The organism is Pseudomonas sp. SGAir0191, from assembly GCF_002812565.2.
Taxonomy (GTDB): Bacteria; Pseudomonadota; Gammaproteobacteria; order Pseudomonadales; family Pseudomonadaceae; genus Aquipseudomonas; species Aquipseudomonas parafulva_B.
The window spans coordinates 3430682-3444125 of the sequence record NZ_CP025035.2; the positions used below are offsets into that span (position 1 = coordinate 3430682).

The 13444-nt window shown below is 62.5% G+C and carries 13 protein-coding genes; 1 reads left to right on the plus strand and 12 read right to left on the minus strand.

Annotated features, from left to right (window positions below; genetic code table 11):
* Nucleotides 1-9: 9 nt before the first annotated feature.
* The gene (locus tag CWR53_RS15260) at nt 10-2718 is read left to right on the plus strand and encodes a dermonecrotic toxin domain-containing protein (RefSeq protein ID WP_058606088.1); all 2709 of its coding nucleotides are present in this window, start codon (nt 10-12) and stop codon (nt 2716-2718) included.
* A gap of 32 nt (nt 2719-2750) precedes the next feature.
* Here the strand turns inward: CWR53_RS15260 and CWR53_RS15265 are convergent, their stop codons facing one another.
* From CWR53_RS15265 to fleN, 12 genes are all read right to left on the minus strand, one after another.
* Complete coding sequence (locus CWR53_RS15265; RefSeq protein WP_058606087.1) at nt 2751-3146, minus strand: DUF2802 domain-containing protein; 396 nt, start codon at nt 3144-3146, stop codon at nt 2751-2753.
* 1 nt (nt 3147) lies between these two features.
* A complete protein-coding gene (locus tag CWR53_RS15270) occupies nt 3148-3627 on the minus strand; it encodes a chemotaxis protein CheW (RefSeq protein WP_003254393.1) in 480 nt (159 codons plus the stop codon).
* 4 nt (nt 3628-3631) lie between these two features.
* A complete protein-coding gene (locus tag CWR53_RS15275; protein ID WP_058606086.1) occupies nt 3632-4564 on the minus strand; it encodes a CheW domain-containing protein in 933 nt (310 codons plus the stop codon).
* Entirely contained in the window at nt 4564-5352 is a 789-nt protein-coding gene (locus tag CWR53_RS15280) for a ParA family protein (protein ID WP_023533944.1), read from the minus strand. Before CWR53_RS15280 ends, CWR53_RS15275 begins: the two co-directional genes overlap by 1 nt.
* Before the next feature lie 136 nt (nt 5353-5488).
* A complete protein-coding gene (gene motD, locus CWR53_RS15285; RefSeq protein WP_058606085.1) occupies nt 5489-6346 on the minus strand; it encodes a flagellar motor protein MotD in 858 nt (285 codons plus the stop codon).
* Nucleotides 6347-6348: 2 nt separating this feature from the next.
* Nucleotides 6349-7089 carry a flagellar motor protein gene (locus CWR53_RS15290; protein WP_023533970.1) on the minus strand — a complete coding sequence of 247 codons (741 nt, stop codon included), beginning with the start codon at nt 7087-7089 and terminating at the stop codon, nt 6349-6351.
* Nucleotides 7089-8207, minus strand: coding sequence for a chemotaxis response regulator protein-glutamate methylesterase (locus CWR53_RS15295; protein ID WP_100851987.1), 1119 nt, complete (start codon nt 8205-8207; stop codon nt 7089-7091). Before CWR53_RS15295 ends, CWR53_RS15290 begins: the two co-directional genes overlap by 1 nt.
* Nucleotides 8208-8254: 47 nt before the next feature.
* Entirely contained in the window at nt 8255-10483 is a 2229-nt protein-coding gene (locus CWR53_RS15300; RefSeq protein WP_100851988.1) for a chemotaxis protein CheA, read from the minus strand.
* 12 nt (nt 10484-10495) lie between these two features.
* Entirely contained in the window at nt 10496-11284 is a 789-nt protein-coding gene (locus tag CWR53_RS15305) for a protein phosphatase CheZ (RefSeq protein ID WP_023533920.1), read from the minus strand.
* Nucleotides 11285-11304: 20 nt separating this feature from the next.
* Entirely contained in the window at nt 11305-11679 is a 375-nt protein-coding gene (locus CWR53_RS15310) for a chemotaxis response regulator CheY (protein ID WP_167339335.1), read from the minus strand.
* Between the two features lie 105 nt (nt 11680-11784).
* Nucleotides 11785-12525, minus strand: a complete 741-nt coding sequence (gene fliA / locus CWR53_RS15315) for an RNA polymerase sigma factor FliA (RefSeq protein ID WP_023533945.1) — start codon at nt 12523-12525, stop codon at nt 11785-11787.
* On the minus strand, nt 12522-13355 hold the full coding sequence (gene fleN, locus CWR53_RS15320) for a flagellar synthesis regulator FleN (protein WP_023533996.1): 834 nt from the start codon (nt 13353-13355) through the stop codon (nt 12522-12524). The genes fliA and fleN overlap by 4 nt, the downstream gene beginning before the upstream one ends.
* Nucleotides 13356-13444: the final 89 nt, after the last annotated feature.

Here is a 13444-nt window from a genome sequence, read left to right on the forward strand (position 1 = left end):
TCGATGACAATGGCTGATACACATGTCAATTCGGTTGGCCTGCGCTACGTGCGCGGCCATCTGCAACACATCCCCCGCCCCGACCGCCAGGCCGCCTGCGCCATACGTGACTGGGCCTGCGGCCAAGGCCATGACCTGGACCCGGATCAGACCGACGTGGTCACCCTGCACTACAGAGGCGATCAGGCCGTCGTGGTTCAGCGCCTGTCCTTGACCGAAGCGGTGCTGTCCAATTGGCAAGGCGAAACCAGCAAGGATCTGATCGGCCAGCTATTTCCTGGTGGCTGGGCAGGCCATCTTCCGCCTCACCCCCTGCACATCGTCGAGCGGCTGCCCGAGCAGGGTGCACTGGATGAGGGTGCTGCCTATTCCGTATTCAACGGACTGTTTCGCCGCACCGAACCAAGGCGCTATGACATCACCACCCACTTGCCCATCGACGTCGAAGCCATGCAGCGCTTCGTCTGGGACCTGGATTTCCATTCCCGCTTCCTCGCCATGCTTGACGCGTATTGGCAAGAGGCCAACGACAGCCATCGGCAATCGCTGCAGATCGGCTTCGTTGCAGCCTGCAACAAGCAAGTCCAGGAAGGTTCGCTCAGCGAGGCAGGGCGACAGATGCTCTGGGAAGCCGCAGGCCTGGCTTCGCGCGCTGACAGCCTGAGGATCAGAGTGCTGAATGTCTATGGCTACGCGGCCACCGACCTGATCGGCATTGCCGACCAGAAGCGGCGCAAGGTCCTGCTCTATCTGCCAGGCAATGCTTCGCCCTTCCATGAGTTCGGCAGCCTGGGCGCCATGAAGGACTGGTTCGGTGAACAGTGCCGCGATCCGGAAAAACGTCAGGCCCTGCGCCGCTACTTTCGGCTGGCCGACACGCCGGATGGGCTCGACTTCAGCGGTTTGGACACTGCGCTTGAAGGGTTGGGCGCCTATCCTGCGACCCATTACCGGTCGCCCAACCGACCGGGTTTCACAACCGACGGCCCCTGGCCGCCGAGGGAATACGTGTACTACAACACCAAAAAATACAGCCCTTTGATCGAAGGCGACCTGTTCACGGCGCTTACCGAGCGCCAACGCAAACGCAGCTATGCCGATGCCGACTTCATCATTACCAGTGACCAGGCCGTAACCAAGGCAAAATGGCGCGGCTATCTGGTTGCCTCGATCAATTTGCTGGCGCCCTTGGCAATCGTGGTCCCGGCAGTGGCACCCATGCTCGCCCTGGCAGGCGTGGCGCAGTTCGGGCTTGGCCTGGACCAGGCCATCGATGGCAAAACGCTGGAGGACAAGGCCGAGGGTGTTTCCAACACGGTGTTCGGTTTGCTCAACGCCCTGCCTCTGGCTGCCGAAGCGGCGACACGCGCGACCGAGGTGTTCTCCCCCCAGCGCGTGCGATTCTTCACGCCAATACGTTTGAACGATCAGCTGGGTTACCCACTGAGCCCGATCAATCCACCCCATTTTGCAGAGCCCGAGATCGGTGCGTTCTTCGATAACGCCATCGAGCCAATCCGGGCTGACGACAGCCCTGTGGCGCGTTCAGTCATCCGCATACCGGCCAGCGAGGACGGGCCTGCGGAGCTGCAGACCGAAGTGGGCGGCTACAACATGACGGTGCTTTACGACAGCGAGCATGACGCTTTCATCGCCGAACAGACCCTCAACGATCTTAACCCGGCCTACTACCAGGCTATGCCTGGGCGGCGCAGCTTGGCCCGGATCGATATCACGACACGTCCAGTGACCGATCAGATGCGCTCGGCGACTTTAAAGGGGCTTGGTATCGATCTGCCGTTACCGATTGAAATGCCCGCCGTGGCCCAGGACGCCGTGCACCCAATTCCAAAAACCATCTCCAGCCTTTGGGTCGGCAACAAAGTCATAGCGCCTGAACTGGTGGATAACCTGGCGGCCAACGCCGAGCGCCTGAGCAACAGCTCGTTCAGTTACCGCTTGTACCTGTCCAAGGCAGACCCCGAGGCATTCGAGGCCAACCGCCAAGTGCTCGGTCAGCGCGCGCCCTATCTGCAGGTGCTGCCATTAGAGGACCAGCCCTTCTATGCCCGTTTCAGTGAAAGCCCCCACTTCGAGCAATACCGGGATGCCGTAAACGCCCCCGGGGCCAATTTCTCCTCGGCATCGGACATTTTGCGCTACCCGATGCTACATGCGCAGGGTGGGATCTACATGGATGTGGACGATACGTTGCTTGCCCATCCCGAGGCGCCGGAGGATCCCGCGCGTGCAGCCATAGAGGCTGTGGACCTGGCCACGACCCCGGACGGTTTCATACTGGGGGACCCGGCAAACAACGACACCCTTGGTATGCATTGCCACTACAACAGCAACATGATTGGCAGCCATCCAGGCAACCCCAACCTGCAAGCGATCAGCGAGGCCATGCATGCACGCTACCAGGCCAATGGGGACTTCTATCAGCATCGGCCGACGACCGACATGCCAGGTTTCAAGGCATACGCCAGACGCCTGAACCACCTCACGGGCCCAGGGGTGCTCAACGACGTGGTCGATCAACACCTCCCCAGGCTTCAGCGCTTGCGCCAGCTCAGCAATCTGCAGACCTTGCCGCAGAGCAAGCCATTGTTTTTGCTTGAAGGCAAAGAAGCGCAAATCAAATCAGCCGTAGAACACGATCAGGCCCTGAACCGTGTTGCCCGCGTGGGCAACTACCATTCCTGGGGCAAACCCTGAAATGCACAGGGCGACTTGCGTCGCCCTGATATTCAGTTGTTGCGGTGCAGTTTGCTCATCAGCTCAGCCTCGGCCTGGGTCAGGCCGCAGGTTTCGGTAAGCTCCGACACGCTGGCACCCATGCCGACCAGCCGTGCAGCCTGGGTGAAGGTGACGCTGCTCGGGTCACGCTGCTCAAGCCGCTCCAACCGGTCGGGCAGCGTGGCCACTGCACCGCGCAGTTCATGGATGGCCTCGCCCATGCGCACGGTGACGTTCTGGTAATCATCGAGCCGCTTGCCGAGGTCCTTGATACGCTGGTCGCGCAGGGCATCGCCAATGGCCTGCTGAGCAGCCAGCTCGCGCTGACGCTTGGCGTAGTTCAGGAAGAACCACAGGCTCAAGGCCCACAGCAGGGCCAGTAAGATGACGCCGACCTCGAAAATCAAGTCAGATGTTCTCCAGTTCCGACCACTCTTCCTCGGTCATCATCTTGTCCAGTTCGACCAGAATCAGCAGTTCGCCGTTCTTGTTGCACACGCCCTGGATGAACTTGGCCGATTCTTCGTTGCCCACGTTGGGCGCGGTTTCGATCTCGGACTGGCGCAGGTACACCACCTCGGCAACGCTATCGACCAGAATGCCGACCACTTGCTTGTCAGCTTCGATGATGACGATGCGGGTGTTGTCGGTGACCTCGGTTGGCATCAGCCCGAAGCGCTGGCGCGTGTCGATCACGGTCACCACGTTGCCGCGCAGGTTGATGATACCCAGCACATAGCTGGGCGCACCCGGCACCGGGGCGATTTCCGTGTAGCGCAGCACTTCCTGCACCTGCATCACGTTGATGCCGTAGGACTCGTTGTCCAGACGGAAGGTAACCCACTGCAGGATCGGATCTTCAGAACCTTGTGCGGACGACTTTTTCATTCCCCTACCCCTTGAAATCCGCCTTTGGCGGTGTGTTCGGTGTGATGTGCGGTTTGGCGTGCAGCTGCTTGACGGCGCCGCTGGCAATCAGCTCGGCCAGCTCCGCCACGTCCAGCAGTGCACACATGTGTTCAATGACCGTGCCGGCCAGCCACGGCCGCTGGCCCCGCTGGCTGCGCCACTTGATCTCGGACGGGTCCAGGCGCAGCGAGCGGCTGACCTGATGCACAGCCAGCCCCCATTCATAGCCCTGGACAGAAATGACGTATTGCAGGCCCTGCCGGAAATCGTCGCGGTAGCGGTCGGGCATGACCCAGCGCGCGGTGTCGAGCACCTTGAGGTTGCCAGCCTGGCAGGTGAGGATGCCCAGGAACCACTCGGGCTGCCCGAACAGCGGCGTCAGCTCGCGATCGGCCAAGGTATAGATCGAGCCCAGGCACACCAGCGGCACGGCCAGGGTCAGGCCGGCCACATCGAACAGCAGGCACTCGAACGGCTCGGCAGCCCAGGCCGGACGCCCATCGACGGTGGCCGGCGGTACGGGCACGTCCGGTGCGGGCAGGTGGACGTCCACCAGAGGCATTGCCGGCGCTACAGTCGGCGTATCGATCAGGACCGGGATGCTGGCCTCTGCCACCACTGCCTGTTCTACTACCGCCACCACCGGCGGCTGCACCGGTATCACGCTAGGCAATACCGCCAGCCTGGGCTCGGCGAACGGCCGTTCAGGTGCGGCAGGTGCCGGTTTTGCCTGGGTGGCCTGGCCTGGCTCGCGTCCATCGCGGGCCTGCTCCTGGCGCACCGCCTGGGCGAAGTCATCTGCCGTGTCTGACGCTGGCAGCGCCTCCAGGGGCTCGGTGGCTTCCTGGAGCAGGCCGTCAAGATACGACTGCAGCGCCAACTGAGGCTTGCTGCTCACTTGCCGTGTTTGTGTCATCAGGCCACCTGCGCCGCGGGCTTGTAGGTCAACAAGTGCTTGAGCAGCGCCCGATAGGCCACCAGCCCACGGCTCTTGTTGTCGAATTGCGACGGCGTGACGCCCTGGCGGCTCGCATCGCGCAGCCGCGTGTCCACGGGAATATAGCCCTGCCATACCTGTTCGCCGTAGGCATCTCGCAGCAACTTGAGCGTTCCCAGGGATGCCTGGGTACGCCGGTCGAACAACGTCGGCACAATCTGGTACGGCAGCGCCTGGCGCCGGGAGCGGTTGATCATGGCCAGCGTGCCGACCATGCGCTCAAGCCCCTTGACGGCCAAAAACTCTGTCTGCACCGGGATGACCAGTTGCTGACTGGCCGCCAGCGCATTGACCATCAACACCCCCAGCAAAGGGGGGCTGTCGATCAGTGCGAAGTCGAAGTCCTGCCACAGCTGCGCCAGACTCTTGGCGATGACCAGCCCCAAACCGTTCTGGCCGGGCGATTGCCGCTCCAGTACGGCAAGGGCGGTGCTGGAGGGGAGCAATGAAATGCGCTCGTCACTGGTGGGCAACAGCAACTGCCCCGGCAGCCCATCCGGAACGCTGCCCTTGTGCAGGAACAGGTCGTAGCAGCTATGTTCCAGCGCATCGGGGTTATGCCCGAAATAGCTGGTCATCGACCCATGTGGATCAAGATCGACGACGATCACGCGCTTGCCGGCGTCGGCCAGCAGGCCAGCCAGGGCGATGGTGGTGGTGGTCTTGCCGACGCCACCTTTTTGATTGGCTACTGCCCAGACTCTCATCAGGCAAACTCTATCCGTGGGTGAGGCAGGGAGCATGGTGTGCCCGCTGCCTTGCTGGAAAATGAAGGGCTTGGATGGCTGTCGGTCAAGCGCCGCGCGTGTACATCCGCCAATGGGGCGACAGAGAATTGACGAGTCACTGCCCTGCCACCGCTGCTGGGCTTGCCGGTGCACTTTGTGTGCCAGCCCGGCGCAGTGCGGCATCGGGCGTGGCATTGGCAGCACCGGTGCTGGTCAAGCTGCGGCGCACCTCGAGGTTGCGGGATATCACCAGGACCACGCGCCGGTTGCGGGCCCGCCCTTCTGGGGTATCGTTGCCCGTCACAGGCTGATACTCGCCATAGCCCACCGATGCCATGCGCCCGGGGTTCACGCCGCCCATGGCCAACAGCCGGACGATACTGGCAGCGCGGGCCGAGGAAAGCTCCCAGTTGGTCGGGTACTGCGCGGTACGGATAGGCTGGTTATCAGTGAAGCCTTCGACGTGCACCGGATTGGCGAACGGCTTGAGTATGGCCGCGACCTTGTCGATGATGGCAAACGCATTGTCACTGGGCATGGCATCGCCACTGCCGAACAGCAACGAGGAATTGAGCTCGATCTCGATCCACAGCTCGTTACCCCGGATCGTCATCTGATCACCCTTGATGAGGTCGCCAAAAGCGTCGCGCACCTCATCGGCGATGGTCTTGAGCGGGTCGTTGCTGGCGGTCGACACGCCAGCGTCAGGCTGCTCGCTGTCCTTGACCAAAGGCTGGGCAGGTCGCACGGTCAACGGGCGCTCATCCCCGATGGGAATGGGCCTCATGCTGCGCTCAGGGTCATTGAACACGCCCAGCAGGGCTTGGGACACCACCTTGTACTTACCCTCGTTGACCGAGGAAATCGAATACATCACCACGAAAAAGGCGAACAGCAAGGTGATGAAGTCCGCGTAGGACACAAGCCAGCGCTCGTGGTTTTCCGGCTCCTCGGCATGACGGCGACGACGCATGGCTACTCCATGAAGCCTTGCAGCTTCAGCTCGATCGAGCGCGGGTTCTCGCCTTCGGCAATGGACAAGAGGCCTTCGAGGAGCATTTCCCGGTAGCGCGACTGGCGCAGTACCAGCGCCTTGAGCTTGTTGGCAATGGGCAACAGGATCAGGTTGGCACTGGCAACGCCGTAGATGGTCGCCACGAACGCAACGGCAATGCCGTTGCCCAGTTGCGCCGGGTCGGCCAGGTTGCCCATGACGTGGATCAGGCCCATCACCGCGCCGATGATCCCGATGGTCGGCGCGTAGCCGCCCATGCTCTCGAAGACTTTGGCGGCCTGCAGGTCACGGCTTTCCTGGGTCAGGAAATCCACTTCAAGGATACTGCGAATGGCTTCGGGCTCGGCACCGTCGACCAGCAACTGCAAGCCCTTGCGCGCGTAGGGATCGGGCTCGCCATCGGCCACCCCTTCAAGCCCGAGCAGGCCTTCCTTGCGCGCCGTCAGGCTCCAGTTCACGACCCGATCGACCCCACCCGGCAGATCGACCCGCGGTGGAAACAGGATCCAGCGCAGGATCTGCAAGGCGCGCTTGAACGAGGAGAGCGGCGATTGCAGCAAGGCAGCCGCCAGGGTACCGCCCAATACGATCAGCGCTGCCGGCCCGTTGATCAGGGCGCCCACGTGGCCGCCTTCGAGGAAATTGCCGCCCACGATAGCGACAAAAGCCAGGATCAGGCCGATCAGGCTGAGCACGTCCATCAGACGCACGCCTCCACCAGGTGCCGGCCAATATCGTCCAGGCTGTACACCGCATCGGCCAAGTTGGCCTTGACGATCGCCATGGGCATGCCATAGATCACGCAGCTGGCTTCATCCTGTGCCCACACCGTGCTGCCCGCCTGCTTGAGCAAGCGCGCCCCTTCCCGGCCGTCCGCGCCCATGCCGGTCAGCACCACGGACAGCACCTTGTCGCCATAGGACTTGGCTGCCGAGCCGAAGGTGATATCCACGCAGGGCTTGTAGTTGAGCCGCTCGTCACCGGGCAGAATCTTCACGGTGCCACGGCCATCGATCATCATCTGCTTGCCGCCGGGCGCCAACAGCGCAAGCCCGGGACGCAGGATGTCGCCATCTTCGGCTTCCTTGACGCTGATGCGGCACAGCTTGTCCAGGCGTTCTGCAAAGGCTTTGGTGAAGGCTGCCGGCATGTGCTGAATGAGCACGATCGGCGCCGGGAAATTGCCTGGCAACTGCGTCAGCACTCGCTGCAAGGCCACCGGCCCCCCAGTCGAGGTGCCAATGGCCACCAGCTTGTACGGCTTGCGCTTGGGCGCTGGTGAATGCGCACCGGCTGGCCTGACGGGCGCGGCGGCGCTTCGCACCGGGGCCGGCCCTGCAGCGCTCGTGGCCGGTGTGGGTGTCGGCGCGTGGGCCGCAGCGGGCGCGGGCGCCGGGCGGGCGTAACTCGTCATGCGGCGGTTGCTACGCGACAGGGTATGCACCTTCTCGCACAGCATCTGCTTGACCTTCTCCGGGTTGCGCGAAATGTCTTCGAAATTCTTCGGCAGGTAGTCCACCGCCCCGGCATCGAGCGCATCGAGCGTGACCCGAGCACCTTCATGGGTGAGCGACGAGAACATCAGCACAGGCGTCGGGCACCGTTGCATGATGTGCCGCACCGCTGTGATGCCATCCATCATGGGCATCTCGTAGTCCATGGTGATCACATCGGGCTTGAGCGCAAGCGCCTGGTCGATCGCTTCCTTGCCGTTGGTTGCAGTGCCCACTACCTGGATCGTCGAGTCCCCCGAGAGGATTTCCGAGACGCGGCGGCGGAAGAAACCGGAATCATCCACCACCAGGACCTTGACTGCCATAAACACTCCGTTAGGTGACGCCCCCGGCCAGGGGGACGCCACCGAGATCAAATACGCCGCGCGGCGTAACGCTTGAGCATGCTCGGGACGTCGAGAATCAGCGCAATGCGACCGTCGCCGGTGATGGTGGCCCCGGACATGCCCGGGGTGCCTTGCAACATCTTGCCCAGTGGCTTGATTACCACTTCTTCCTGGCCCACCAGTTGATCGACGACAAAGCCGATGCGTTGGGTGCCGACCGACAGGATCACCACGTGACCTTCGTGCTGTTCTTCATGCACCTGGCCCTGGACCAGCCAGCGCTTGAGGTAGAACAGCGGTAACGCCTTGTCCCGTACGATCACCACTTCCTGACCATCGACCACGTTGGTGCGCGACAAGTCCAGGTGGAAGATCTCGTTGACGTTGACCAGCGGGAAGGCGAACGCCTGGTTGCCCAGCATCACCATCAAGGTCGGCATGATCGCCAGGGTCAGCGGGACCTTGATGACGATCTTCGAGCCCTGCCCCTTGGCCGAGTAGATGTTGATCGAGCCGTTGAGCTGGGAAATCTTGGTCTTGACCACGTCCATGCCCACGCCCCGCCCGGAAACGTCGGAAATCTCGGTCTTGGTGGAAAAGCCTGGGGCGAAGATCAGGTTGTAGCAGTCCGACTCGCTCAGGCGGTCGGCGGCGTCCTTGTCCATCAGGCCCTTTTCCACGGCCTTGGCACGCAGCACGTTCGGGTCCATGCCTTTGCCGTCGTCGGAAATCGACAGCAGGATATGGTCACCCTCCTGCTCGGCAGACAATACGACGCGCCCTGTGCGCGCCTTGCCCGCAGCCTCGCGCTCATCGGGCATTTCCACCCCATGGTCCACGGCATTGCGCACCAAGTGCACCAGCGGGTCGGCCAGCGCCTCGACCAGGTTCTTGTCCAGGTCGGTTTCTTCGCCCACCAGTTCAAGGTTGATCTCTTTCTTCAACTGCCGCGCCAGGTCACGCACCAGGCGCGGGAAGCGGCCGAACACTTTCTTGATCGGCTGCATGCGCGTCTTCATCACCGCCGTCTGCAAGTCGGCGGTGACCACATCGAGGTTCGACACGGCCTTGGACATGGCTTCATCGCCGCTGTTCAGGCCCAGGCGGACCAGCCGGTTACGCACCAGCACCAGTTCGCCGACCATGTTCATGATCTCGTCCAGGCGCGCGGTGTCGACCCTGACGGTCGTTTCCGCTTCGCTGACCGCGTGCTTGTCGGCGCTCGCCGCCGGCGCCCGTGGGGCAGCAGCAGGCTTGGGCGCTGCAGCAGGTGCCGCCGCGCCAGCAGGACGGCTGACTGCCGGTGCCTCGACCTTGGCTGGGGCTGCGGCCTGAACACTGGCAGGTGCTTGGACGCCAGCCACGTCGCCATTGAACTTGCCCTTGCCATGCAGCTGGTCCAGCAACGCCTCGAACTCGTGTTCGCTGATGTCGTCGCCCGTGGTGGCAGGCGCTGGCTCGACAGACGTCGCAGCCTTGGCTGCGGGCAAGGCATCAGCCTGGAACGTGCCTTTGCCATGCAACTGGTCCAGCAGCGACTCGAACTCGGCGTCGGTGATTTCGTCACTGACCGGCTCGGCCGCGGCAGCCACCGGCTGGGCGGTGACTTCGGCACTGAACTGGCCTTTGCCATGCAACTGGTCGAGCAGCGACTCGAATTCGGCATCGGTGATGTCGTCACCCTGGCCGCTGACGGGCTCGGCAGGCATCTGCTCGGCCGCTGCGGCCTGGGCCTTTACCGCGTCGAGCGAATCGAGCAGCTGCTCGAATTCGCTGTCAGTGATGTCCGCCTCGGTCGCTTGCGGTGCCTGCTGCACAGACGCGGGCTCAACCGGCACGGGCGCCGCCGGGGCCGCGTCGGCGCTGCCAGGCTCTGCCAGACGCGCCAGGGCTGCCAGCAGTTCTGGCGTGGCCGGTGTCACTTCGCTGCGCTCACGCACTTGGGCAAACATGCCATTGACGGCATCCAGTGCTTCGAGCACCACGTCCATCAGCTCTGCATCGACCCGGCGCTCACCTTTGCGCAGCACGTCGAACACGTTCTCGGCGATATGGCAGCACTCCACCAGCTCATTGAGCTGGAGGAAGCCGGCGCCCCCTTTTACAGTGTGGAAACCGCGAAAAATCGCATTGAGCAAGTCGGCATCGTCAGGGCGGCTTTCAAGCTCGACCAGCTGCTCGGACAATTGCTCAAGTATTTCACCGGCTTCTACCAGGAAATCCTGAAGGATTTCTTCATCGGCGCCGAAGCTCATCAAAGGTGCTCCTTAAAAACCCAGGCTGGATAGCAGATCATCGACATCGTCCTGACCGGACACGACGTCTTCACGCTTATCGGCATGAATCTGCGGACCTTCACCCCGAGTCGGATGTTTTTCTCGATCTTTTTCTGCGCGCAATTGATCCTGATCATGCTGGATGCCCGCAAAGCGGTCGACCTGGCTGGCCATCATCACCAGTTTCAGCAGGTTGCTTTCCACCTCGGTCACCAACGCCGTGACGCGCTTGATCACCTGCCCGGTCAGGTCCTGGTAATCCTGGGCCAGCAGGATGTCGTTGAGATGGCCGGCCACCTTGCGGTTACCCTCAGCGCTGTGCGCCAGGAAACCGTCGACGCGCTTGGCCAGGTCGCGAAACTCCGTGGCGTTCACTTCGCGGCGCATGAAGCGCTGCCAATCGGCACTCAGCGCTTTGGCCTCGCTGGCCAGGTCGTTGAGCACAGGCGTGCTTTCCTCGACCAGGTCCATGGTGCGGTTTGCCGCCCCTTCGGTGAGCTTGACCACATAGGACAGGCGTTCGGTGGCGTCGGTAATCTGCGACACCTCCTCGGCCTGGGGTATGGTCGGGTCGATCTGAAAACTGACGATGGCGCTGTGCAGTTCGCGGGTCAGCTTGCCCACTTCCTGGTACAGCCCCCGATCGCGGGTCTGGTTCAACTCGTGAATGAGTTGCACCGCCTCGCCGAACCGTCCGCGCTCCAGGCTTTCGACCAACTCCTGGGCATGCTTCTTGAGGGTCGATTCGAACTCGCCCAATGACGTGTGTGATGAACTCATGGCGCGCCCCCTGACGTGACTCAGCCGTTGACGCGTTCGAAGATCTTCTCGATCTTTTCTTTGAGCACCTGGGCGGTGAACGGCTTGACCACATAGCCATTCACGCCTGCCTGGGCGGCCTCGATGATCTGGTCGCGCTTGGCTTCAGCGGTCACCATCAACACCGGCAAGGTCTTGAGCTTGTCGCTGGCGCGGACTTTGCGCAGCAGGTCGATACCGGACATGCCCGGCATGTTCCAGTCGGTTACCAGGAAATCGTAATGGCCACTTTCGAGCATCGGCAGCGCCGTCGTGCCGTCATCGGCTTCGTCGGTGTTGGCGAAGCCCAGGTCACGCAGCAGGTTCTTGATGATGCGCCGCATCGTCGAAAAGTCGTCGACGATGAGGATTTTCATGTTCTTGTCCAATTAGACCTCCAAGCAGTCTCAAACGCGCTCGGCCCCGAGCGCGCACTCAATCGATTCGGTACAACGTGGAAAACGGCAACGACGACGGCGGGCTCAACGGGCCCGCCATTCCCCCAGGCGGCTGCGCAGGCGCGCGGCGCATTGGCTGTGCAACTGGCTGACCCGCGACTCGCTGACCCCCAAGACCTCACCGATCTCCTTGAGGTTCAGTTCCTCGTCGTAGTACAGCGCCAGCACCAGGCGCTCACGCTCCGGCAGGTTGGCGATGGCCTCGGTCAACGCGACCTGGAACCGCTCTTCCTCCAACCCACGGGCAGGTTCGGCCTGGCCGCTGACGCCGTCCTCATGCAAGCCTTCGTGCTCGCCGTCCTGCAACAGGTCGTCGAAGCTGAACAGGCGGCTGCCCAGTGTGTCGTTGAGAATCCCGTAATAATCATCGAGGCTCAACTTGAGTTCGGCAGCAACTTCATGATCTTTAGCGTCGCGGCCAGTTTTGGCTTCGACCGCACGCATGGCATCGCTGACCATGCGAGTATTGCGGTGCACCGAACGCGGTGCCCAATCGCCTTTGCGCACCTCGTCGAGCATGGCCCCGCGAATGCGGATGCCGGCATAGGTCTCGAAACTGGCGCCCTTGCTGGCGTCATACTTGTTGGCAACCTCGAGCAGACCGATCATGCCCGCCTGGATCAGGTCCTCGACCTGCACGTTGGCCGGCAGTCGCGCCAACAGGTGATAGGCGATGCGCTTGACCAGCGGCGCATAACGCTCGATCAGCTCATACTGCGCATCTTTCGAGGCGCGGCTGTACATCTTGAAGCCGCTGGCGCTCATGACATCGAACCTGCACTGGTCGGCTGCACCAGGCGTTCGACGAAGAACTCCAGATGGCCACGGGGGTTGGCGGGCAGCGGCCAGCTGTCGACCTTCTGCGCGATGGCCTTGAAGGCCAGGGCGCATTTGGAGCGCGGGAACGCTTCGTACACGGCGCGTTGCTTCTGGACCGCCTTGCGCACGCACTCGTCGTAAGGCACGGCGCCCACGTACTGAAGCGCCACATCCAGGAAGCGGTCGGTGACCTTGGTCAGCTTGGCGAACAGGTTACGCCCCTCCTGAGGGCTCTGGGCCATATTGGCCAGCACCCGGAAGCGGTTCATGCCGTAATCACGGTTAAGCAGCTTGATCAGCGCATAAGCGTCGGTGATCGAGGTCGGCTCATCGCAGACCACCAGCAGCACTTCCTGGGCCGCACGCACGAAGCTGACCACCGAATCGCCGATGCCGGCAGCGGTATCGATCACCAGCACGTCGAGGTTGTCGCCGACTTCGCTGAACGCCTGGATCAAGCCCGCATGCTGGGCAGGCGCCAGGTGCACCATGCTCTGGGTGCCCGAAGCGGCCGGGACGATGCGCACACCGCCTGGGCCCTGCAGCATCACATCGCGCAGTTCGCAACGCCCTTCGATGACATCGGCCAGCGTGCGCTTGGGCGCAAGGCCCAGCAACACATCGACATTGGCCAGCCCCAGGTCGGCGTCGAGCAGCATGACCCTGCGGCCCAGCTCGGCAAGCGCAAGAGACAGGTTCACTGAAACATTTGTTTTGCCGACGCCACCTTTGCCACCGGTCACGGCGATTACCTGTACGGGATGCATGCTACCCATGTCTGTTCTTTACCTTGTCTCGCTGGGACTCAGGCCACACGAAGGGCAATGCTGCGTATCCCTCGGTATAGCTACCTTGCACACATTTC